The organism is Streptosporangium sp. NPDC004379 (assembly GCF_042873875.1).
Classification (GTDB): Bacteria; Actinomycetota; Actinomycetes; order Streptosporangiales; family Streptosporangiaceae; genus Streptosporangium.
The window spans coordinates 158,596-180,463 of record NZ_JBIAMC010000013.1 but is presented as its reverse complement, the minus strand read 5'-3'; the positions used below and the strand labels follow the sequence as shown (position 1 = coordinate 180,463).

The following is a 21,868-nucleotide window of genomic DNA, read 5'->3' as shown; positions in this document are numbered from 1 at the left end:
CCACTCGTCCCAACCTGTGAGTATGTGGAGGCTCGTGACTGAATCTGGGGTGGAATGCGCCTCCGGAAGATCGCACAGGAGACTAGCACCGATTAAGGTTTCGGCGCAGTGGAGGATCTGATGATTAGTGTGATTACCGGGGCCAGTGCCGGAATCGGCGCGGCCGCCGCGGTGGAGCTGGCCCGCCGCGGGCACCGGCTCGTCCTGGTCGGCCGCGACGCCGGACGACTGGCCGAGGTGGCCCAGGAGGCCGGCCGGGCGGCGGCCTCCGGCCCGGATGCCGCCGCAGGCGCCACGCCGGACACGCTGACGTGCGACTACGCCTCGTTCGACGACGTCCGGGCGCTCGCCGCAGAACTGCGCTCACGTTACCCGCGCATCGACGTTCTGATCAACAACGCGGGCGTGATGACCACTCGGCGGACGCTCACCCGCGACGGCCACGAGACGATGATGCAGGTCAACCACCTGTCCCCCTTCCTCCTGACGAACCTGCTGCTGGACCGGGTGGGCGGCCGGGTGATCACCACCTCGTCCCGGGCCGGCAGGTCGGGCCGCCTGGACCCCGCCGACCTCGACCGTGAGCGGCGGAAGTGGAACGGCTGGCTGCAGTACGGCGATTCCAAGCAGGCCAACGCGCTGTTCACCGTGGAGCTGGCCCGGCGGCTGGCGGGGACCGGGGTGAGCGCCACCTGCTTCCACCCGGGTGTGATCAAGACGGGTTTCGCGCCGGGAACGTTCCTGATGTGGTTGGTGATGCACGTCCCGGGCGTGGGACGGACGGCGGAGGAGGGCGCGAGCACGATGGTCCACCTCGCCACCCACCCGGACGGCGCCGACCACCCGGGCCGCTACTTCGCCGACCGCGCCCCCGCCGCCGTCCCCCGGGGGATGAGCGATCCGGAACTGGCCCGCGCCCTCTGGGACGCCAGCGCCGCCGCCGTCGGCCTGGACCAGCCGGCCTGAAGCAGGCGAACCCGGTGCGACCGGGCCTGGACCGGCCGCCGGGGCCGGCTGCCTGGACCGGCCGCCTGGGCCGCGACGGGGTCCGGTGCGGCCCCGGCGGCCGGACGTGTCCCCGGCACCCGAACTCGGCCTGGGCTGCCCTGGCCTGCCCTGGTTTGATGACCGCATCCTCAGACGCTCTTGGCCCTTCGCGAAGGTTCTCCGGATCCGGCGCTGGCAATCTCATGATTGACACGGCATCGGCATCGCACCGGGAATTCACAGGGGACGCGGGGGATTTCGCATGGAGGCCAGGAGAACGATCTGGGTCACGGTGGCGCTCGCCGCCCTGGTCCCTCTGACGGCGTGCGGCGGAGAGCAGTCGGGCGGCCCCACCGCCCCCGCCCCCGCGGCCACGACGGGCAGCGGCACGACCGCTCCCACGGCCACCTCCGCGCCCGGCGGCTCTGCCTCCGCCTCCGCCGGGGCGCCCGGCGGTGCCCCCAGCGGCGCCCCGAGCTCGCAGCCCGCCAAGGTGTCGGCGAACACCGCCAGTGAGAGCCAGATCGCCACCGCGCTCCGGGCCGCCGGGGTGCCCAACGCCGAACGGTGGGCGAAGGAGGTCGTCGAGTACCGGCCGTACCCCGCCGACGACCGGAACTTCACGAAGCTCCGCGAGGAACTCGCCAAGTACAACCCCGGCCAGGAGACGATCGACAAGATCATCTCAGTGCTCCAGCCTTGAGAGACCGGTCCGTCTGGCTGCGCCCCGGCCTCCTCGCCCTGGTCGCGGTGAGCGTCCTCGGCACCGGCCTCGAACTCGCCGCCGAGCGGCACTGGCAGGCGTGGAACCAGCTCCCTCCCTGGGGGGCGTTGGTCCTCCTGACGGCGGGGCTGGTGATCGCGGCCCTCAGCGACTCCCGGCGGGCGGTCGCCGTGGTCCGGACGCTGTCGGTGATCGCGCTGGCGGTGGGGGCGCTCGGCGTCTACTTCCACGTCGCGGCCAACTACGACACGGGCTTCCTCGACCAGCGGTACGCCGCGACCTGGGAGAGCCTCCCCCAGCTCACCCGCTGGTGGTACGCCGTGAGCGAGACGGTGGGACCCGCGCCGCCCTTCGCCTCGGGCGCGCTCGCCCAGACCGCCGTCGTCCTCCTGCTGGCCACCCTCCTCCGCCGTCCGGGCCGCGGGGACTGAACCCTCGTCCGCCGTCCGGGCCGCGGGGACTGAACCCTCGTCCGCCGTCCGGGCCGCGGGGACTGAACCCTCGTCCGCCGTCCGGGCCGCGGGGACCGAGCCCTCGTCCGCCGTGCGGCCCGCCCCGTCCCGCTGTGGCGGCGTCCGCCGCGGCACGTCGGCCGGAGCGCGCCGTACCCCGTCCCTGGCTAGGGTCGAACGGTGACCGAACCGATCATCACGCTCCGCGGCCTGCGGGTGGCCCTCGGCGGCAACCCGGTCCTGCGCGGCGTCGAACTGACGGCCGCGGCGGGGGAGATCATCGCCGTGACGGGCCAGAACGGCGTGGGCAAGTCGACCCTGCTGCGCTGCCTGGCGGGCCTGCAACCTCCCGACGAGGGAGAGATCACCGTCCTCGGCGGCCCGCCCCGCGACACACCCGCGTTCTGGCGCGAGGTGGTGCTGGTCGCCGACGAGCCGGCCTGGTACCCCGGGCTGACGGTGAGAGAGCACCTGGAGCTGGTGCGCGCGGTCCATCCCTCCCCGCGGACGGACGTCGAGGAGGCGCTGGAGACCTTCGGCCTGGGAGACCGCGCCGACGCGGTGCCGCAGAACCTGTCCACCGGCCAGCGCCAGCGGCTCTCCCTCGCCGCGGCGCTGCTCCGGCCGAGCCGGCTGCTCCTGCTCGACGAGCCGGAACGCGGGCTCGACACCGGCTTCCGCGAGCGCCTGGCGGCCCTCCTGACCGGCTACGCGGCCGAGGGGCGGACGGTGGTCACGGCGACCCACGACCCCGGGCTCGCCGAGGCCACCGGAGCCCGCCGCGTCGAGCTGACCGACGCCCCGGTCGCGGACGCTCCGGCGACGGACGGCCCGGCTGTGAGCGGCCCGGCGGACGGCCCGGTCGCGGGCGGTCCGGTCACCCGCGGGAACCCCGGACGCCGGGCGGGCCGCCGTACCGGCGGGACGGCGGGCGGCCGCGCGGCGAGGAGGGCCCGATGAGCGAGGGCGCGGCCGCGGTCCGGGCCGTGCGCGCGCTCACCCGCCCCCGGCGCGGACGGATGAGCTGGTCGGACCGCTACGTGGCCGGATTCGGGCTGGTGATGCTCCTCGCGGTCCTCGCCGAGCCGCTCTCGTCGGCGCTGGCCGCGCTCGGCCACCCGCGCGACCCGTCGCGGGCGGCGGCCGGGACCGCGCTGGTCCTGCTGGCCTACGCCGGGTTCCTCGCCCTGGCCCGCGCCGCCGGTCCCGTCGTCCTGCCCGCGCCGGACGCCTCCTGGCTGCTGCTGTCCCCGCTGGACCGGCGGGCCGTGCTGGGGCGGACGGCGCGGGTCCTCGCGCTGGTCTGCGTGCCGGTCGGGATCGCGCTGGGAGTGGTCGCGCTCGCCGTGCTCGGGGCGCCCGGCCAGCCCGCGGTACGGCTGGCCGCGGCGGTGGCGCTCGGCCTCGCGGCGAGCGCGGCGGGCATGGCCGCGGCCGTGACGGCCCAGGCGTCGCAGGCCTGGGACTCGTGGCTGCAGGCCGCCGTCGCCGTGACGGTGGTGGCGGCCGCGGCGGTCGCGCTGCTCGGCGGCGCGGGACGGTGGCTGCTCGCCGTCTCCTCCGCTCCCCCCGCGTACGGCGCGGCCCTCGCCGCGGCGTCCGCCGCCGTGGCCGCGCTGCTCGTACGGCGGGCCCGCGCGGCGACGGCGGCGATGCCCGCGCGATCCGTGCTCGGAGCCTCCACCCGGGCCGGGCATGTGACACGGGCGGCAGAAGGACTGGATCCCAGCCTGCTGACCTGGATCGCCGAGGAGGCCCACTGGCGCGGGCGCCGCCTGCGGTCCCGTCCGTGGCCGTCGCTGCCGGCCCCGCTGGCGACGGCGTGGCACGACTGGCGCAGGCTCGCCCGGCGGCCGGGACGGCTCGCCGTACTGTTCGGCGCCGCCGTACTGCCCGCCCTGGTCGCGCGGGCGTCCGGCGGGCTCACCCCGCTGACCGCGGCGGCGGTGCTCGCCGGCGGGCTGGCCGCCGCGGCGTCCGGCGTCTCCGGCGCGCGCCGCGACGGTGACGACCCCGCCCTCGCCCGGCTCCTCGGGACGGGGTTCCGATCGGTCCTGGCGGCCAGGGCGCTGCTCCCGGCGCTGCTGGGCGCGGGATGGCTGGCCGTCGCCCTGGGCGGGCTGACGCTGACGGGCGCGCTCCCGGCGGGCCCGTGGTGGCTCCTGGGCGCGGCCGCGGCGCCCGCCCTGGCCGCGGGCGCGCTGCGGATGGCCCGCAGACGGCCCGTCGACCATTCGATGCCGGTGATCGACACCGGCGGCGGCGCGGTCCCCACGGGACCGCTGCTGTGGGGTCTGACCGGCGCCGACCTGGCCGTGGCGGGGTGCCTGCCCCTGGCGACGGCGCTGACCGGCGGTTCCGCCGGGCCGGGCGCGTTCCTGGCCGGGCAGGCGCTGACCGGCGCGGCGGTCCTGACCGCCTACCTGCTCCGCGCGCGGCGCGGCGACTGAGGACCGGCCGGACCGGGACCTGTCCGGCGGGGCCGAGGCGACGCGAGGGCCGGGCGTCCACTGCCGGGCCGGGACCAGGGCGGTGCCGACGAGACCGCCGGCACCGCCCCGGCCCGGGTGCCGGGGCGCGGGCCCGCACCCGGGCCCGGAGGCCGGAGAACGGGGACCTAGTAGCGCTCGCGGCGGACCGTCGCCCGGCGGCCCTTGATGGTGCTTCCCCGCAGGCCCGCGATCACCTGCTCGGCCGCCGGGTCGGGGACCTCCACCAGGGAGAAGCGGTCGAAGATCTCGATCGCCCCGATGTCCCGTCCGCTGAGGCCCGTCTCACCGGCGATCGCACCGACCAGGTCCTGGGGCCGGACGCCGGCGCTGCGCCCGGCGCCGACGAACAGGCGGGTCATCCCGCCCGTCGCGGCCCGCGGCCCGCGGCGAGGCTCGCGCCCGCCGTCCCGGCCACCGTCCCGCCCGCCGTCGCGGCCCGTTCCGTCGCGGCGGCCCCGGCCCTCGGTGGCCCGGAGGGTGACCTCGGGGATCTCCTCCTCGTCGGCGGCGGCCCCGCTGGCCTCGTGCGCCAGCTTCACCGCGGCGAGGGCCACCTCCATGATGTCGAACTCGTCGGTGAGGGTCTCGACCACGACGCGGAAGCGGTCGAAGTCGTCCTCCAGCAGGCTCTCGTGCAGCGCGGCGCGCGTCATCTCCAGCTGCCGGGCGCGCAGGTCCGCCACGGTCGGCACCTTCTCGACCGGGATCCGGCGCTTGGTCACCCGCTCGATGGTCTTGAGCATCCGGTGCTCGCGCGGCTCGGCGAGGGTGATGGCCACGCCCTCGCGGCCGGCCCGGCCGACCCGGCCGATCCGGTGCACGTACGCCTCGGGCGCGGAGGGAACGTCGTAGTTCACCACGTGGGTGAGCTGCTCGATGTCGAGGCCGCGCGCGGCCACGTCGGTCGCCACCAGCAGGTCGGCCGTGCCGCTGCGCAGCCGTCCCATGACGCGGTCGCGCTGCTCCTGGCCCATCCCGCCGTGCAGGGCCTCGGCGCGGTAGCCGCGGCCGTTCAGGGTCTCGGTGAGCTGGTCCACCTCGTCGCGGGTACGGCAGAAGACGATCGCGGCGGTGGGCGACTCCACGTCCAGCAGGCGGCCGAGCGCCGCGGGCTTGTGCGCCCGGGGGACCACGTAGGCGGTCTGCCGCACCAGCGGGGACTCACCCGGCGCGGGCGCTTCCCGCCCGATCTCGATCCGGACCGGGTCCTGCAGGTGGCGGCGGGCGATGCCGTTGATGCGCGGCGGCATCGTGGCGGAGAAGAGCACCGTCTGGCGGTTCTCGGGGGTCTCCTGGAGGATCGCCTCGATGTCCTCGGCGAAACCCATGTCGAGCATCTCGTCGGCCTCGTCCAGCACGACCATGCGCAGGTTCGACAGCCGGAGCGTGCCGCGGCCGATGTGGTCGAGCGCGCGTCCGGGCGTGGCGATCACGACGTCGACCCCGCGGTCGAGCGCGCGGAGCTGCCGCCCGATCGGCTGCCCGCCGTAGATCGGCAGGACGCGGGCGCCCAGCTCACGGCCGTAGTGGTGGAACGCCTCCGACACCTGTACGGCCAGCTCCCGGGTGGGCACCAGCACCAGCGCCGTCGGGTCCTCCCTCTCGGCCTCGGGGTCGAGGCTCTGGAGCACGGGGAGCGCGAAGGCCGCCGTCTTGCCGGTGCCCGTCGCGGCCTGGCCGAGCAGGTCGCGGCCCTCCATCAGCGGCGGGATCGCCTCCCGCTGGATCGGCGTGGGCTCCTCGTAGCCCAGGCCGGAGAGCGCGCGCAGGATCTCGGGCCGCAGCTCCAGATCGGCGAAACCGGTCGCGACGCCGTCGGTCGCGGAGGCGCCGGGCACGGAGGCGTCGGACGGGACGGCGGCGTCGTCGGACGCGGGGGCGGTGTTCGGGGTGGTCATGCTTCGGGTTTCCTCACTCCTGGACGGACGCGCACGGGCTCACGGTGACGACAAGTTCCACCCCGTGACCGCATGCTCCGTCTTCGGGGCGCCGCCGGACCACCGGTTTCACCGGTCTGTCACGGCGCGCCTCCCCGGACGGCGGCCGTCGTGAGCGGCCGGGCGCGAACGCCGGTGGACCCGTCGGCCGGTCCCACCTCAAGGGACCGGCGCCGCCGATCCGGCGGTGACGGGCGGGTCAGGGTGCGTTTCCCATGACATGCCCGGCCGCGCGCCGGACGAACGTCGAACAGACGACATCGGCGGCGAACTCCGGATCGGTGGTCCCAGCCTAGTTGACCTCGCCGTGGGTTCGTCCGGGACGGGTGTCCCGATGAGGCCCGGAACGCCGGCGCCCCGGTGCCCGGCCGGGAGGGCCGGGCACCGGGGCGCTCACCGCCCGGCCGGGAGGGCCGGGCACCGGGACGTTCGCCGCCCGGTCAGCGCAGGTCGGAGAAGAACTCCCGGACGTCGCCGGCCAGCGCCTCCGGCTGCTCCAGGGACAGGAAGTTGCCGCCGCGCTCGAACTCGGTCCACCGGGTGACGTTGTGGTCGCGCTCGGCGAACCGGCGGATCGTGATGTCGGTGGTGCGGGCGAGGGCGACGGCCGTGGGGACGGTGCCGCGACCCTTGGGCGCCCAGGCCGCCGGGTCGTGGGCCATCTCGTAGTAGAGGTTCGCCGAGGAGCCGGCGGTGCCGGTGAACCAGTAGACGCTGACGTTCGTCAGCAGGGCGTCGCGGCCCACGGCGTCCTCGGGCAGCTCGGCCGCCGCGTCCGTCCACTCCTTGAACTTCTCGGTGATCCAGGCGAGCTGCCCGACGGGGGAGTCGTGCAGGCCGTACGCGAGGGTCTGCGGGCGGGTGGACTGGATGACGTTGAACCCCATCATGTCGTCGCGGAAGTTCTGCAGCCGGGCCAGGCGCTCCTGCTCGTCCCCGGTCAGGCCGGCGAAGTCGGCGGGGTCCTCGGAGGGGAAGGTGACCAGCCCGTTCAGGTGGATCCCGACGACGCGCCCGGGGGCCTGGCGGCCCATCTCGGCGGCGATCCAGGCGCCCCCGCCGCCGCCCTGCACGCCGTAGCGGTCGTAGCCGAGACGGTCCATCACCTCGGTGAACGCGCTCGCGATCTTCCCGGTGTTCCAGCCGGGGGCGGTGAGCGGCCCGCCGAAGCCGACGCCGGGGGTCGAGGCGATGACGAGGTGGAAGTCCTTGGTCAGCGGTTCGACGACCTCGGTGAACTGGGTGAAGGATCCCGGCCAGTCGTGCAGGAGCAGCAGCGGGAGCGCGTCGGCGGCGTCGGACCGGACGTGGGCGAAGTGGATGGTCTGGCCGTCGACCTCGGTGGTGAACTGCGGGAGCTCGTTCAGCCTCGCCTCGGCGGCGCGCCAGTCGTAGCCGTCCGCCCAGTGGCCGGCGAGCCCCTTCAGGTAGTCCACCGGCACGCCCCGGCTCCAGCCCGCGCCGGGGATCTCGCCGCTCCAGCGGGTACGGCGGAGCCGGTCGCGGAGGTCGTCGAGGTCGGCCTGCGGGACGTCGATGTGGAAGCGGCGGATCTCGGTGCTCGTCATGCCGGCGTGCCTCTCTCGCGGTTCACCGACCCGCTCTGCGGAGCGGATCGTTCTGTTCCAACTATAGCAGAACGGAATGCTTCATTCCACAGTCTGCCGGTGGTCCCGCCCTTCCGGAAGGAGGGTCGAACCGTGGGCGTCGCGGGCCGGACGGTGGGAGGCGAGGTGCCTGGTTCCGCCTCCCACCGTCCGGTCATCGTGCGGTGGTTGCAGGTGGGGTGCCTGGTTCCGCCTCCCACGGCTGGTCACCGCGCGGTGGTTTCAGGTCCCGCCTCCCAGCAAAGGTCACCGTACGACGCGGAAACGCAGGTGCGTCACGCGCGACGACGCGGCGACCGCCGTGCGCTCCAGCTCGACAGGACCGGCGCCGATCTCCTCGAACAGTCGCCGCCCACGGCCCAGCAGCACCGGCGCGACCTGCAGGTGGATCTCGTCGAGCAGGCCGGCCGAGAGGGCCTGCCGGGCGACGTCGACGCCCATGAGGTTGACGTTCCGGCCGCCCGCCGCCGCGCGGGCCCGCCGGATCGCGCTCTCGACCCCGTCGCCGACGAAGGCGAAGGTCCCGCTCCGCATCGCCAGGTCGTCCTGGGGCCGGTGCGTCACGACGAAGCAGGCTGCGGGGAAGGGGGTGTCGCCCCAGACGTCGATGCCGACGTCGAACGTCCGCCGGCCCAGCACCACCGCCCCCGTGGCGGCGGACAGCTCCTTGATCACCTTGGAGTCGACCTCGTCGTCCGCGGCCCCGAAGACCCACTCGTGCAGGCGCAGGCCGCCCACGCCCATCGGGTTCTCGGGACTGACGTCCGGTCCGGCCGCGAAGCCGTCCAGGGACATGGTGACGTGCAGGATGACGGCGCTCATTCAGAACTCCCGGAGGTCGTTCACATCCGCGGGATGCGGATGTGCCGCCATACCGACCGCGGGGGAGCCCGGAACTCATCGCCGCCCGCCGGCGGCGTCCTCGGCGCGCCGGGCCTTCACACGGCGGCGAGCCCGGCGTCCTCGGCGCGCCGGGGCCTCCCGCACGGCGGCGAGCGCGGCCTCGTCCGAGGCCGCGGGCAGGCGGGTGACCGTTGGATCTCCGGATGCGCGTCGCGAGGTCACCGTCCCCGGCGCGGACTCCGTCGCGGCTCCGGCTTGACCTCAAGCATCGTTGAGATTTTAGCGTGATCTCCGCCTGTCCCGTCGAGGAGGAAGAGCCCTGTCATGAGGGAATACACGCTGGACGAACTCACCGCGCAGCCCATCGGCTACTGGAGCGGCGAGGCGTACCGCACCGTGGTCGGGCGCATCAGGGCGGATCTGGCGGTCGAGCGGCTCAACCAGCCGGCCTGGTGGATCCTCAACCACGTCGAGAAGGCCCCCGGGGAGTGGACCCGGGCCCGGCTCACCGAGCGGCTGGCGTCCTTCGACGACCAGGGGACCGATTTCGACGGCGTCTACGACGACCTGCTGGACCGGGGGTGGCTGGCCGAGGAGTCAGGCGTGCTGACCCTCACCGAGGAGGGACGGGCCGGGCGTGCGCGAGCGCAGGAACGCGCCCTGCGCGCACACGAGCGGACGCACGACGGCGTCTCCCCGGAGGAGTACGCGGTCACTCTGAATGTCCTGCGCCGGATGATCGAGAATCTGGGCGGCGACAGCGACCTGCCCTGACGCGGCGACCACCCGTCCGTGACCATTCACCGAAATGAGAAGGAAGCCGTGATGAACGTAGCGATCATCGCCGGAAGCACACGCCCGGGAGGCAACGGAGAGGCCGTGGCCCGGTGGGTCCACGACCTCGCGGCCAAGCGCGGCGACGCCCGGTTCGAACTCGTGGACCTCAAGGAGTTCGGCCTGCCGCACCTGGACGAGGCGTCACCGGCGGCGATGGGGCGGTACGGCCTGCCGCACACCAGGCGGTGGGCCGCCAAGATCTCCGAGTTCGACGCATATGTATTCGTCACGCCCGAGTACAACCGCTCGATCCCCGGCGCGTTGAAGAACGCCATCGACTTCCTGTACGCCGAGTGGCACAACAAGGCGGCGGGGTTCGTCGGCTACGGCGTCTTCGGCGGGATCCGGGCGGTGGAGCACCTGCGCCTGGTCATGGGCGAACTGCAGGTCGCCGACGTGAGCGCACAGGTCTCCCTCACGCTGGCCGCCGACTTCGAGCACTTCAGCGTCTTCAAACCGGCCGCCCGCCAGGAGGACGCGGTCACCCTCATGCTGGACCAGCTCATCGCCTGGGGAAGCGCCCTGCGGACCGTCCGGCTCCGAGGACGCTCCACGGTGCCCACGGAGATGTGACAGATCCGGGCTCTGCCACTGAACCGCTCCCCGCCGAGCCCGGTCGATCCCCTGAAGGGTCACTCGGTGTTCACGACCAGGCATTCGACTCGGGATGCCAGGTCAGGACCGCCGCATCACCGATGAGGAGAGGATCCGCGAAGGCCGTGACGATCGACACGACGTCGGAGAAGAGGTCCGGGTAGCCCTTCGCCGCCACCCCTTGCCGACGTCGCCAAGCGGCGTAGGGTGACTGGCGGCGTTTCCCGAGATCGGTGATCGACGATGTGAGCGATCGCAGTGGAATGCCGCGGTGCTCGGCGGTCGCCGTCAACGCCGTGGTGAGTTCGCCGCCGTCGAGTTCGTGGAGGGTGACGAGGCGGTAAAGGTCGGCGTAGTCGCGTTCCCTGGTATTGAGGTCGCCGAGCGAGATGGCGGTGGAAAGCTTTTCCGCGATGACCGTGGCCAAGGGATAACCGAAGATCTGAAATCTCTCCGCGGAGAGCTGCTGCGGATAGTGGATGATCTGAGGATTCGGCGTGACCGGATCCCCGAAGCTGACGTCGAGCTGCAGCTTGAGGCGCGCCCGGGCGATCGCCGCGGTCATTGTCAGGCGCAATCCGTTGTATTTCTCGTCCGCTCGCATCGGGACGGTCTTGAGGGAGCCGGGATCGAACTCGACACCGTCGTCCACTTCGGTGGCGGCGATGGTCGCGATTCTCTGCATGATCTCGGCTTCGTCGTTGCGGAACGCACATCCCAGGATGTCGATGTCACGGGTCATGCGGCGTGCGCCGAACTGAGCGAGCAGAAGGCCGCCTTTGAAGACGAAGTGTCGTCCACCGGACGGGAGAGGCTGACTCGGTAGAGGAAGCGTTCGAGCACGTACTCGATCATGACCTCATCGGTGGACCGCCCGGTGCGACGAGCCAGGTTACGCAGGTCGTTGTAGATACGACCAGCCGTGGTGTCACGGGTGGGGTTCGGCATCAGGCCAGCACCGCCTCGATAGCGGGACGAATGATCGACAGTGCGCCGAGGTCATTGGCGATTTCTTGGAGGTCACGGACTCCGCCGGGCCCTTCGCGGCGAAGATAGCGGCCGAGGGCCGCCAGCGCCAGCGATTCACCGAATCGCCTGCGGTGACGCATCGCATCGACGACAGCGCGTGCGGCACCGTACACGGGCACCGTTTCTCCCGGTGCCGCCTCGAACTCCTCGACGGAGAGGAGGAAGGTCTCGGCCGCGTACTGGCTGACCGTGGTCGGGGGGTAGGAGATCGATGGGCGATGTGTGCCTCGGGGGATCGCGATATGGACGCTCGACGGGATGTCGTCGATCAGTTCGTGGATCGCGAGGGCGGACTCGCCACATACAACGGCCCGTGGAGCTCTCAGGCAGACGGCGAGCAGGTCGAGGTGTGCGGTCTCAGGGGCGTCGGCCCGCCGGTAGACGCCTCGCGAGATTTCATCGATATCCCCGGCTGAGGAGAGAAGAGACAGATCGCGTGGTGAGATGGTCGCGCTTCTGGCCTGCGCCGCCGTGAACGTCGGAGGAATCTCGGCCATGCGTGCCGCGAGCCGAGAGTCCACCGGAGGCCCCATGTATCAAATCCTACCCATGCAGGGGTCCCATGGGTAGGATTTGATACATGGGCTCACCGTGATACAGAGGCGCACTCAGTCCTCACTGCCCGGATTCCGCGCGGACGGCCTCCCCGTGTCACCAGACGGCCTGGTGGACGTGTACAGGGTCTGGAATGCCGGTGCGGGGGATACCTGGCCGGTGCGTGGCGCTCGGGCGGCCGGGGTCAGATCATCACGTGGTCGTCGGGGCGGCCGACGAAGGAGAACTGGGCGCCGCGGGTGAGCTTGTGGTCGTCGGGCTGCCAGGTGTGCATCGCCGGGTCGCCGCTGCGCCAGTAGACGAAGTTGAACCGGTCGGTGGAGTAGATCTTGACCCGGTCCTCCTTCAGCCGCTTCACCAGCCGGGTGTCCTCGCCCCGGGTGACGTCCTCGAAGCCGTAGTGGCGGAACATCTCGGCCTTGCCGAGGAAGGTGCCGCCCTGCACCAGCCAGGCGTAGCGGTGCTCCAGGCCCGGCATGCGCAGCATCGTGGTGTTGGTGGACTCGAAGTAGGCGTAGTGGGCGCCCTTGCCGACCAGTTCGGCGTCGGAGTAGTCGAAGGCGCGGACGAGGTCCGACAGGTAGTGCTCGCCGTACAGGTTGTCGTCGTCCATCTTGGCGATCAGTTCGCCCTCGGCCGCGGCGATGCCCATGTTCATGCAGGCGCCCAGCGACATCGACGCGTCGGCGGCCAGCACCACGACGTCGGAGACCCCCGCCATGCGGGCCTTGTCGGCGACCACGACCGGGTCGATGTCCAGGCCGTGCAGCACCATGACGAGCTGGACCGGGCGGTGGATCTGCCGGGCCACCGAGGAGATGGCGTGTTCGAGCTGCGAGGCCCGGTTGGTCGGCAGCACCACCGAGACGGACCGCGTCCGGGGCTGCACGGGCCGGCCGAGGAAGCCCAGGATCTGGTCCACCCGGTGGGTGAACAGGTGCTTGTCGAAGACCTCGCGCATGGCCAGGTGCCCCCGGCGGGCGCGCAGCTCGGGGCTGTTGACCAGGTGCAGGACGTTGTTGTAGGACTCCAGCTCGTCGTGGGCGATGGGGACGAGGTCGCCGAAGGTCTCCTCGATGGCCCGGGACCAGCCGGAGACCACCGGGGTGGAGCAGGCCGACAGCTCGAAGACCCGCCGGGCGCACATGGTCGGCGAGTGCAGCACCGAGTTCACGTTGAGGAAGACCTTGTACATCTTGTACGCGGCGAGCATCCGGTCGTAGGGCAGCTCGCCCACGATGTGCGGGACGTACTTCTCCGGCCAGGCGTACTTCTCGTCCACCGTGCCGTTGCGGGCGAAGATGTGCAGGCCCAGCTCGCGGATCGGGTCGAGGACCGTCTCCATCTGCTCGCGGCGCTCGGGGTGCTTGTCGCGGAAGTACATGCCCGCGAAGACCACGTCGTGGATGCGGCCCTGCTTCTCCTGGATCGGGTTGTGCACCCGGGGCTGGGCCGCGAACTGCAGGACGTCGACCCGGTCGTGCCCGAGCACCTTGCGGTAGCGCGGCACCATGTCGCCGTCGCAGGTGAAGACGTAGTCGAACAGCTTGGCCGTGTCGATGAAGAAGTCGAAGTTCGGCGGGTCCTCCTTGTTCCAGAAGACCGTCGGGATTCCCTCGGCGCGGCACCACTCGACCAGCGCGCGCAGCTCCGGCTTGGGGGCGTTGGTCCCGGTCATCTGGTAGCGCCAGCGGCCCTGGTTGCCGTGCCAGGCCGACTCGGCGAACAGGATGTCCGGCCGCCGCTCGGCGAAGATCTCCGGCCAGTCGCGAAGCCCGAACTCGATCTGGTCCCACTCGTACTTGAACGCCATGCGGGAGAAGTCGTCGAGGATGACCGCGACCTTGAGGTCGGGCCGGTTCACCGGTCCGGCCGGCCACTTCACCTGCGGCACGTCCACGACGGGTCCCCGGTTGGAGACCTCCTCGATCACCTCGGACACCGGACGGGGCGCCTTGGGCGCGCGGCCGGGCCGCATCGCGCCGCGCAGTTTGCCCGGCAGACCCACCACCCCGGCCCCGCGGGACCCGGTCAGCGCCTCGGCCACCCGGTAGGGGCGCTGGACCTTCGTCGACTCCAGCTTCCACTGGGCGTACTCGGCGCGGGCCTCGGCGATGGCCAGCCGCCGCTCCAGGTCCTGGACGCGCTCTTCGTAGCGCTCGATGACCTTGCGCTCCTCGGGCAGCCAGTTGACCGGTCCGAGACGCTGGTACTTCGGCTCTTCGGGGGTCTGCTCACTCATGGGGTCGGTCGCCTTCGTCCGGGGTCGTGCCAGCGTACGGCTTACGCCGTGATCAAACGGGCGTTTTGTGGAGATTCGCGGCGTACGGCCTGCCCGGCACGGCACCGTAGGGCACGGCCCGCACGGCCCGTCACGGCATGCCGAGAAGCCGTACGACCCGCACCCGTCACAGCGCGTCGCGCGGTTCGTTCTGCGCCGCCGGGGACAGGTTCCGCCCGCCGAGCCACGCCTCGATCACCCGGGCGATCCGGGGACCGGCCTTGCCGTCCCAGAGGGGCGGCAGCTCGCCCGACGGCGTCGCGGCGCCGGCGGCCAGGGCCCGGTCCGCGGCGGCGGGAAGCTGCGCCGGGGTGACCAGGCGGTTGGTGCCGTGCGTGACGGTGACCGGCCGCTCGGTGTTGGGCCGCACGGTCAGGCAGGGCACGCCCAGCATGGTGGTCTCCTCCTGCACGCCGCCGGAGTCGGTGACGACCAGGGCCGCCCCGCGCACCAGCGACAGGAAGTCGACGTACCCCAGCGGGTCGACGATGGACAGCCGCTCGCCGTCCACCAGGCCGGCCTCGGCCAGGCGGGTCCGGCCGCGCGGGTGCAGCGGCACCACGACCGGCAGCCGCTCGCTCACCGCCAGCACGGCGTCGACCAGCTCCTTGGCCGCGGCCGGGTCGTCGACGTTGGCCGGGCGGTGCAGGGTCGCCACCGCGTACCGCTCGCCCAGCCCGAGGCGGGAGCGGACCGGGGCCGGGTCGAGCCGGTCCAGCGCGGAGAACAGGCTGTCGATCATCGGGTTGCCGACGAGATGCACCCGGGCGGGGTCCACGCCCTCGTTCGACAGGTGGGAGAGCGCGTCGGGCGAGGTGGCGAAGAGGATGTCGGACAGCGCGTCGGTGACGACCCGGTTGACCTCCTCGGGCATCCCCCGGTCGAAGGAGCGCAGGCCCGCCTCGACGTGCGCGGTCGGGACGTGCAGCTTGGCGCAGACGAGGATCGCCGCGAGCGTGGAGTTCACGTCGCCGTAGACGACGACCAGCGCCGGGCGGTGCGCCAGCACCACCTCCTCCAGGCCGGTCAGCAGGGCCGCGGTCTGGCGGGCGTGCGAGCCGGACCCGACGCCGAGGTTGGCGATCGGCTCGGGCAGGCCGAGGTCGGCGAAGAACACGTCCGACATCAGGGCGTCGTAGTGCTGGCCGGTGTGGACGATGCCCTGGCGCACACCCAGACCCGCGAGCGCCCGCACGACCGGGGCGGCCTTGACGAAGTTGGGCCGCGCGCCGAGCACGTGCAGGACGAGCGGGTCCTCGGGGGCCGGAGCCGTCTCCGTGGGGGCATAGTCCCTCACTGACCTCGCCTTTCATCCGGGAGTAGGTCAAACGTTGCCTATGGTACGGTCACGGCGTGGTATCCGACGCCAGCAGGCCAGAGTCCCCCAAGGTATCCGCGAGGACGGCCCGAGCCGGTCTCGGCGGGCTGCTGAAGGGGTTCGCCCAGCACCCCGTGATCGTGTCCCGCGTCGTCGCGGCCAAGGTGAAGTCCGACCCGGTCCGGGTGGCCCAGGCCGCGGCGGAGACCCTGCCGCCGAAGCTGCGCCCCGTCGTGGGCAAGGTCGCCTGGCCCGCCGCGCGCCGCGCGAGGTTCGTGTTCCGCAAGCTCGGCATGCGCGTGCTCAAGGGCCCCTGGAACGACGCCAAGGAGCACTTCGACTCCGGCCGGATGACCGACGCCGTCGCGGTGCTGCAGCCGTACGTCAAGTACCCCTTCATCAACCGCAGGGCCACGTACTACGCGGGCGAGCTGGCCGCCATCCAGCCGAACCCGATCCCGCCCAAGCCCAAGGTGATCGTGGGCGAGCGCGTCCCGGGGCGGGTGCTGCACTGCGTCACCAACGCCCTGCCGTACACGCAGGCGGGCTACACCGTGCGGACCCACCGCATCGTCACCGCGCAGAAGGCCGCCGGGCTCGACCCGCACGTCGTGACGAGCTGGGGCTGGCCGATGATGCAGGGCCACGCCGACGCCGAGCCGTACGAGGAGATCGACGGGGTCCCCTACCACCGGCTGCTGCCCGACGGCGGCGAGGTGCCGTTCGAGAGCCACGGCCGGATGATCCGCGGCGCCGGCGAGGTGACCGAGCTGGTCAGGACGCTGCGCCCGCAGGTGCTGCACGCCGCGACCGACCACCGCAACGGCTCGGTGGCGCTGGCCGCCCGCGAGCGGACCGGCACCCCCCTGGTCTACGAGGTCCGCGGCTTCCTGGAGGAGACCTGGGCCTCGCGCGACCCCAAGCGGGTCGGCAGCCAGCGGCAGGTGCTGCAGCGCGAGCGCGAGGCGTTCATCATGCGCTCGGCCGACGCCGTGGTCACCCTCGCCGAGACCATGGCCACCGAGATCGCCGAGCGGGGCGTGCCGCGGGAGCGGATCTACCTCGCGCCCAACGCGGTGGACGACTCCCTGCTCACCGCCTCCTACGACGGCCCGGCCTTCCGCGCCTCCTACGGCATCGAGCCCGGCGAGATCATCATGGGCTCGGTGTCGAGCATCGTGGGCTACGAGGGCTTCGGCACGATGATCAGCGCCGCCGCGCTGCTGCGCGACCGGGGCGCCCCGATCAAGGTCCTGCTCGTCGGCGACGGCGCCGCCCGGCCCGAGCTGCTGGAGCAGGTCGAGGAACTGGGGTTGCAGGACATCGCGATCCTGCCCGGCCGGGTCGGCCCGGACGAGGCGCTTCAGGCTCAGGCGGCCATCGACATCTTCGTCTGCCCCCGCGAGGATCTGCGGGTCTGCCGGCTGGTCACGCCGCTGAAGCCGGTCGAGGCGATGGCGCTGGGCAAACCGGTCGTGCTGAGCGACCTGCCCGCGCTGTCGGAGCTGGTGGGTACCGACGGCGCCGGCCTCCTGGTCCCGCCGGGCGATCCCGAGGCGCTCGCCGACGCGCTCGCCGCGCTGCGCGAGGACCCCGAACGGCGTGCCGCGATGGGCGAGGCGGGACGGGCCGAGGTGGCGGCGAAGCGCACGTGGAGCCGGGTCGCGGAGACCTACCGCGAGATCTACCGATCCCTCACCGACCGATGACCGCCCCCCGTGAGCTGGATGACCAGCTGTTTACGAGGCGTTCAGTCGCATTAGACGTGCCTCGTGCCGACTTGAGATAGCCTTTGCCACCATGAAGTGTTGTTTCCGGCATTCCAGGGTCGCGCCGTGAGCGAGCGAAGCGAGCACGCCGACGGGCGGGGCGACCTCGCGGGCGTGGCCGAGGAGGCCCATGACGTGGGTGTCTACGACCTGGCCGTCATCGGTCTCGGGTATGTCGGCATGCCCCTGGCCAAGGAGGCCGCGGCGGCGGGCCTGCGGGTCGTCGGCTTCGAGGTCGACCCCGCCAAGGTCGAGGCGCTGAACGCGGGCCGCTCCTACATCGACGACCTCACCGACGCCGACCTCGACCACATGCTGGCCGGCGGGTTCCGCGCCACCCTCGACGAGTCGGTGCTGGCCGCGAGCCGCACCATCGTCATCTGCGTGCCCACCCCGCTGGACGAGGACCACCGCCCCGACCTGTCCGCGGTCGAGGGCGCCACCGCCACGGTCGCCCGCAACCTCTCCGCCGGCACCCTGGTCGTCCTGGAGTCCACCACCTGGCCCGGCACCACCGACGAGGTCGCCCGCCCGATCCTGGAGGCCTCCGGCCTCGCCGCGGGCACCGGCTTCCACCTCGCCTTCTCGCCCGAGCGCATCGACCCGGGCAACCCCAAGTACGGCCTGCGCAACACCCCCAAGGTCGTCGGCGGCTACACGGCCGCCTGCCGCGACCGAGCGGTCGGGTTCTACTCCCAGTTCGTCGAGCAGGTCGTGCCGGTCAGCGGCACCCGCGAGGCCGAGATGGCCAAGCTCCTGGAGAACACCTACCGGCACGTCAACATCGCCCTCGTCAACGAGATGGCGATCTTCTGCGACGAGCTGGGGGTCAACCTCTGGGAGTCCATCGAGGCCGCGGCCACCAAGCCGTTCGGCTTCCAGAAGTTCCTGCCCGGTCCGGGCGTCGGCGGCCACTGCATCCCGGTGGACCCGTCGTACCTGTCGTACACGGTCCGCAAGCTGGGCTACCCGTTCCGGTTCGTGGAGCTGGCCCAGGAGATCAACGAGCGGATGCCGTCGTACGTGGTCGCCCGCGTGCAGCGGCTGCTCAACCGGCACAGGAAGGCCGTCAACGGCGCGAAGGTGCTGCTGCTCGGCGTCACCTACAAGCCCGACATCGCCGACGAGCGGGAGACCCCGGCCCTGCCGGTCGCGCGGGCCCTGCTGGAGCTCGGCGCCGACCTGGTCTTCGCCGACCCCCACGTGAGGGAATGGCGGGTGGACGGCGTCGAGGTGCCGCGCGAGGAGGACCTGCACCGGGCGGTCGCCGAGGCCGACGTGACGCTGCTGCTGCAGCAGCACGCCGCCTTCGACCTCACGACCATCGAGGACCACGGCCGGCTCGTGCTCGACACCCGAGGCGTGCTCGCCGAGGGTGAACGCGTCGAGCGACTCTGACGGCGGAGGCTGCGCGCAGTGCACGTGCTCGTCATGACGGTGGTGCATCACCCCGAGGACGCCCGGATCCTGCACCGGCAGATCCGGGCGCTCGTCGATGCCGGTCATGAGGTCACGTACGCCGCGCCGTACACCGCGCGGGGCGTCATGGCCCGGTCGTGGGTGAACGGCGTCGACCTGCCCCGGGCGGCGGAGCGCAAGCGCCTGTCCGCCGTGCGCGCCGCCCGCAAGGTGTTCAAGCGCATGCGCGACCAGGTCGACCTGGTCGTGATCCACGACCCCGAGCTGCTGGTCGCGGTCGCGGGCGTGCGCGGACGCCCGCCGGTGGTCTGGGACGTCCACGAGGACACCCCGGCGACGCTGTCGCTGAAGCCCTGGCTGCCGGCGCTCCTGCGGCCCCCGGTACGGTTCCTGGCCCGCATGTTCGAGGGCGTGGCCGAGCGGCACCTGCACCTGCTACTGGCCGAGCACGCCTACGCCGGCCGGTTCAGCCGCACCCACCTGGTCGTCCCGAACGAGACCTGGGTGCCCGACGCGGTGGCCGAGCCGGGCGACGACCGCGTCGTCTACCTCGGCTGGCTGTCGGAGGCGCGCGGGGTGCACGACGCCATCGAGGCGGCCCGGCTGCTGCGGCCGCACCGGGTGGCGGTCGAGCTGATCGGCTACGCCGACCCGCAGTCCCGCCCGGCGCTGAACGCGGCGGTGGCCGAGGGTGTGCTGGAGTGGCGCGACTTCATGCCGAACGACGAGGCGCTCAAGCGGCTCGACGGCGCGCTGGCCGGCCTGTCGCTCCTGCACGACGAGCCCAACTACCGCCACTCCATGCCGACGAAGATCGTGGAGTACATGGCCCACGGCGTTCCCGTCATCACCACGCCCTCGCCGCGCGCGGTGGAGCTGGTCGAACGCTACAACAGCGGTGTGGTCGTGCCCTGGAACGACCCGGGGGCGGTCGCCGAGGCCGTGCTGTTCCTCCGGAACGATCCCCGCGAACGGCATGCCCGGGGCGCCCGAGGGTATGCGGCGGCCCGTGCGAACCATCACTGGCCGAACTCCGCCCGCCGCTTCGTGGCCCAGCTGGAGGAGTGGGGCGGCGTCAAGAGCTGACCTCTTGTACGGGCTGTACGGCGAAATGGCTTACGTCCACCTGATCACGAGAACGGTAGTGTCCTGATCGTGCGCTGGTTCACGGCTCTGCTCGGCGTGGCGATCCTCGCGGCGGTGGCGGCGGTCGTCCTGGTCCTCCCCCGGACCGGCGGGAAGGCGACCGGCGACGGGACGCCGATCGCGTCGTCGTCGGTCCCCGCGCGGACCCCCTCGACCCCCGCCCCGAAGGCCGAGGAGTTCACCGATCCCTGTGGAACGTTCGACACCGCCGTGCCCACGCCGTACGCGGTGACCGGCTACTGGCTCATCCCCACGGCCGACCACTGCACCTGGCGGCGGCAGTTCTCCGCCATCCACCGGCTGGGCGGCGACACCGTGATCCGGATCGGCTGGGGCCTGCAGGCCCGCCGCGTCGACGACCAGGGCCGCGTCCTCGACAAGGCCGGCGAGGAGATCGACCCCCGCTACGAGCCGTGCGTGGAGGACGGGCTGTCCTGCGAGGCCGCGGCCGAGCGCGACCTCAAGGCCGCCAACCCCGGCAACCGGGTGAGCTGGACGTTCGTCTACCGCACCGACGAGGCGTTCGGCCCCGGCCTGTTCCGCTGCCCGGAGTTCGAGCGGAAGATCCCCGTCGGCAAGACCGTCTTCTACCGCCTCATCGTCAACGAGGACGGCAGCGACGACCCGACCTGCGACAACATCAGGGCCAAGGGCCGCGGCTACCACGTGATCCTGATCGCCGCGGCGGAGCAGGACAGCCTCACCGAACTGCTCGACCTCGGCGACCGGTTCGGGGTGAAGGTCTTCCCTGCCCTGCCGCTGGCTCCGCGCGACCCGGCGCAGCAGTCCCGGGCCGCCAGGCAGGGTACGAACACCCTGACCACCCTCACCCGGCGCATCCTGCAGGACTACGGTGACCGCTTCGGCGACCGGACCTCGCTGGGCGGTTTCTACCAGCCGTTCGAGGTGCAGATGCGCGACATGCGCTACTCGGGGTCCAACGACCCCGAGGAGGCGGCGAAGGACCACCCGACGCTGCGGGTCTACGCCTCCCAGCACGAGATCGTCGAGCAGGAGATGCCGGGAAGGCCCATCCTCGTCAGCCCCTACCTCGACGCCCGCAAGAGGCTGCCGATCAGCGCCACGCCCAAGGAGGTCGCCCGGGGGTTCGAGGCGCTCGCCAGGACCGGGGTGGGCATCATCGCGCCGCAGGACAGCCGCGGCACCGGCAAGGTCGGGCTGTTCTGGCCCGACGAGCGCGACGAGAAGGTGGACGAGCGGCTGCGCCCGGTCGTCGGGGAGGCCGACAACGGCACCGCCTACCACGGCTCGACCCGCGACTACTACCGGGAGATGTCCGCGGCCCGCGATCGGATGGCCGAGCAGGGCCACGACGTGCAGCTGTGGGCCAACGTGGAGGCGTTCGAGCCGTCCCAGGGGGAGCCCTGCGAGGCGCGGACCGGCAGCCGCGGCCGTACCGACAAGAAGCGGCTCGACGCGGCGGTGACCCAGGTCGGCCGCTACGTCTCCAAGGTCGTCTCCTACATGTGGAGCGACTTCTTCACCTGCGGTTCGCCGTCGCTGTCGGAGGAGATCACCCGAGACTGGAACCGGCCCATCCCGGTGGACGCCGTCCGCCGGCCGCGCGACATCCAGGACGGCGTGGAGATCCGGGGCTACAACCTGCCGATGGGCGCGAAGGTCACCCTGAAGTGGGAGGGGCAGGAGACCCCCAAGGTCGTCGAGGTGGCCGGGGTGAACCTCAACCCGCCCCCGCCGGACCAGCCCGCCCGGATGGAGACGGCGTGGGTCCCCTTCGACTGGACCCAGGTGCCGCCCGGCCAGTGGGTCGAGATCGAGGTCACCGCCCCCGACGGACGGCCCGCCGCCGAGGCGCTGCACGTCCGCGTCGCCCTCTGACCGGTGTAACGTGCCTGA

At 72.5% G+C, this 21,868-nt stretch carries 19 protein-coding genes; 11 read left to right on the top strand and 8 right to left on the bottom strand.

Annotated features, from left to right (window positions below; genetic code table 11):
• The first annotated feature begins 120 nt into the window (after positions 1–120).
• From ACFYSC_RS26525 to ACFYSC_RS26505, 5 genes are all read left to right on the top strand, one after another.
• Positions 121–966 (top strand): SDR family NAD(P)-dependent oxidoreductase, encoded by an 846-nt coding sequence (locus tag ACFYSC_RS26525; RefSeq protein WP_389966924.1) that lies wholly within the window; start codon positions 121–123, stop codon positions 964–966.
• A gap of 283 nt (positions 967–1,249) precedes the next feature.
• The gene (locus ACFYSC_RS26520) at positions 1,250–1,690 is read left to right on the top strand and encodes a hypothetical protein (RefSeq protein ID WP_389966921.1); all 441 of its coding nucleotides are present in this window, start codon (positions 1,250–1,252) and stop codon (positions 1,688–1,690) included.
• Positions 1,687–2,142, top strand: a complete 456-nt coding sequence (locus tag ACFYSC_RS26515; protein WP_389966918.1) for a hypothetical protein — start codon at positions 1,687–1,689, stop codon at positions 2,140–2,142. The genes ACFYSC_RS26520 and ACFYSC_RS26515 overlap by 4 nt, the downstream gene beginning before the upstream one ends.
• A gap of 201 nt (positions 2,143–2,343) precedes the next feature.
• Positions 2,344–3,123, top strand: a complete 780-nt coding sequence (gene ccmA / locus ACFYSC_RS26510; protein ID WP_389966915.1) for a heme ABC exporter ATP-binding protein CcmA — start codon at positions 2,344–2,346, stop codon at positions 3,121–3,123.
• Positions 3,120–4,613 carry a DUF6297 family protein gene (locus tag ACFYSC_RS26505; RefSeq protein ID WP_389966912.1) on the top strand — a complete coding sequence of 498 codons (1,494 nt, stop codon included), beginning with the start codon at positions 3,120–3,122 and terminating at the stop codon, positions 4,611–4,613. The genes ccmA and ACFYSC_RS26505 overlap by 4 nt, the downstream gene beginning before the upstream one ends.
• Positions 4,614–4,780: 167 nt before the next feature.
• Here ACFYSC_RS26505 and ACFYSC_RS26500 read toward each other — a convergent pair whose 3' ends face one another.
• The 3 genes from ACFYSC_RS26500 to ACFYSC_RS26490 all read right to left on the bottom strand — a co-directional run bounded on the left by ACFYSC_RS26500 (position 4,781) and on the right by ACFYSC_RS26490 (position 9,021).
• Positions 4,781–6,553: a DEAD/DEAH box helicase gene (locus ACFYSC_RS26500; RefSeq protein ID WP_389966909.1), complete on the bottom strand. Its 1,773-nt coding sequence runs from the start codon at positions 6,551–6,553 to the stop codon at positions 4,781–4,783.
• 479 nt (positions 6,554–7,032) lie between these two features.
• Entirely contained in the window at positions 7,033–8,160 is a 1,128-nt protein-coding gene (locus tag ACFYSC_RS26495; protein ID WP_389966906.1) for an epoxide hydrolase family protein, read from the bottom strand.
• Positions 8,161–8,445: 285 nt separating this feature from the next.
• Positions 8,446–9,021 carry a dihydrofolate reductase family protein gene (locus ACFYSC_RS26490; RefSeq protein WP_389966903.1) on the bottom strand — a complete coding sequence of 192 codons (576 nt, stop codon included), beginning with the start codon at positions 9,019–9,021 and terminating at the stop codon, positions 8,446–8,448.
• 345 nt (positions 9,022–9,366) lie between these two features.
• On the opposite strand from ACFYSC_RS26490, the gene ACFYSC_RS26485 reads away from it, so the two are divergent.
• Complete coding sequence (locus ACFYSC_RS26485; RefSeq protein ID WP_389966900.1) at positions 9,367–9,816, top strand: MarR family transcriptional regulator; 450 nt, start codon at positions 9,367–9,369, stop codon at positions 9,814–9,816.
• A 51-nt stretch (positions 9,817–9,867) separates the two neighbouring features.
• Entirely contained in the window at positions 9,868–10,452 is a 585-nt protein-coding gene (locus ACFYSC_RS26480) for an NADPH-dependent FMN reductase (protein WP_389966897.1), read from the top strand.
• A gap of 70 nt (positions 10,453–10,522) precedes the next feature.
• On the opposite strand, the gene ACFYSC_RS26475 is transcribed toward ACFYSC_RS26480, so the two are convergent.
• The 5 genes from ACFYSC_RS26475 to wecB form a co-directional block, all read right to left on the bottom strand.
• Entirely contained in the window at positions 10,523–11,242 is a 720-nt protein-coding gene (locus ACFYSC_RS26475) for a nucleotidyl transferase AbiEii/AbiGii toxin family protein (protein ID WP_389967144.1), read from the bottom strand.
• Positions 11,212–11,421, bottom strand: coding sequence for a hypothetical protein (locus ACFYSC_RS26470; protein ID WP_389966894.1), 210 nt, complete (start codon positions 11,419–11,421; stop codon positions 11,212–11,214). The genes ACFYSC_RS26475 and ACFYSC_RS26470 overlap by 31 nt, the downstream gene beginning before the upstream one ends.
• Positions 11,421–12,035: a type IV toxin-antitoxin system AbiEi family antitoxin domain-containing protein gene (locus ACFYSC_RS26465; RefSeq protein ID WP_389966892.1), complete on the bottom strand. Its 615-nt coding sequence runs from the start codon at positions 12,033–12,035 to the stop codon at positions 11,421–11,423. The genes ACFYSC_RS26470 and ACFYSC_RS26465 overlap by 1 nt, the downstream gene beginning before the upstream one ends.
• Positions 12,036–12,241: 206 nt before the next feature.
• Entirely contained in the window at positions 12,242–14,299 is a 2,058-nt protein-coding gene (locus tag ACFYSC_RS26460; protein ID WP_389966889.1) for a glycosyltransferase, read from the bottom strand.
• A 166-nt stretch (positions 14,300–14,465) separates the two neighbouring features.
• The gene (gene wecB / locus ACFYSC_RS26455; RefSeq protein ID WP_362939826.1) at positions 14,466–15,635 is read right to left on the bottom strand and encodes a non-hydrolyzing UDP-N-acetylglucosamine 2-epimerase; all 1,170 of its coding nucleotides are present in this window, start codon (positions 15,633–15,635) and stop codon (positions 14,466–14,468) included.
• Between the two features lie 56 nt (positions 15,636–15,691).
• Between wecB and ACFYSC_RS26450 the strand changes: the two genes are divergently transcribed.
• The 4 genes from ACFYSC_RS26450 (at position 15,692) to ACFYSC_RS26435 (ending at position 21,850) form a co-directional block, all read left to right on the top strand.
• Complete coding sequence (locus tag ACFYSC_RS26450; RefSeq protein ID WP_389966884.1) at positions 15,692–17,365, top strand: glycosyltransferase family 4 protein; 1,674 nt, start codon at positions 15,692–15,694, stop codon at positions 17,363–17,365.
• Positions 17,366–17,605: 240 nt separating this feature from the next.
• Positions 17,606–18,823 carry a nucleotide sugar dehydrogenase gene (locus ACFYSC_RS26445; RefSeq protein WP_389967141.1) on the top strand — a complete coding sequence of 406 codons (1,218 nt, stop codon included), beginning with the start codon at positions 17,606–17,608 and terminating at the stop codon, positions 18,821–18,823.
• Positions 18,824–18,841: 18 nt separating this feature from the next.
• Positions 18,842–19,930, top strand: coding sequence for a glycosyltransferase (locus ACFYSC_RS26440; RefSeq protein ID WP_362939832.1), 1,089 nt, complete (start codon positions 18,842–18,844; stop codon positions 19,928–19,930).
• 69 nt (positions 19,931–19,999) lie between these two features.
• A complete protein-coding gene (locus ACFYSC_RS26435) occupies positions 20,000–21,850 on the top strand; it encodes a DUF4434 domain-containing protein (protein WP_389966881.1) in 1,851 nt (616 codons plus the stop codon).
• Positions 21,851–21,868: the final 18 nt, after the last annotated feature.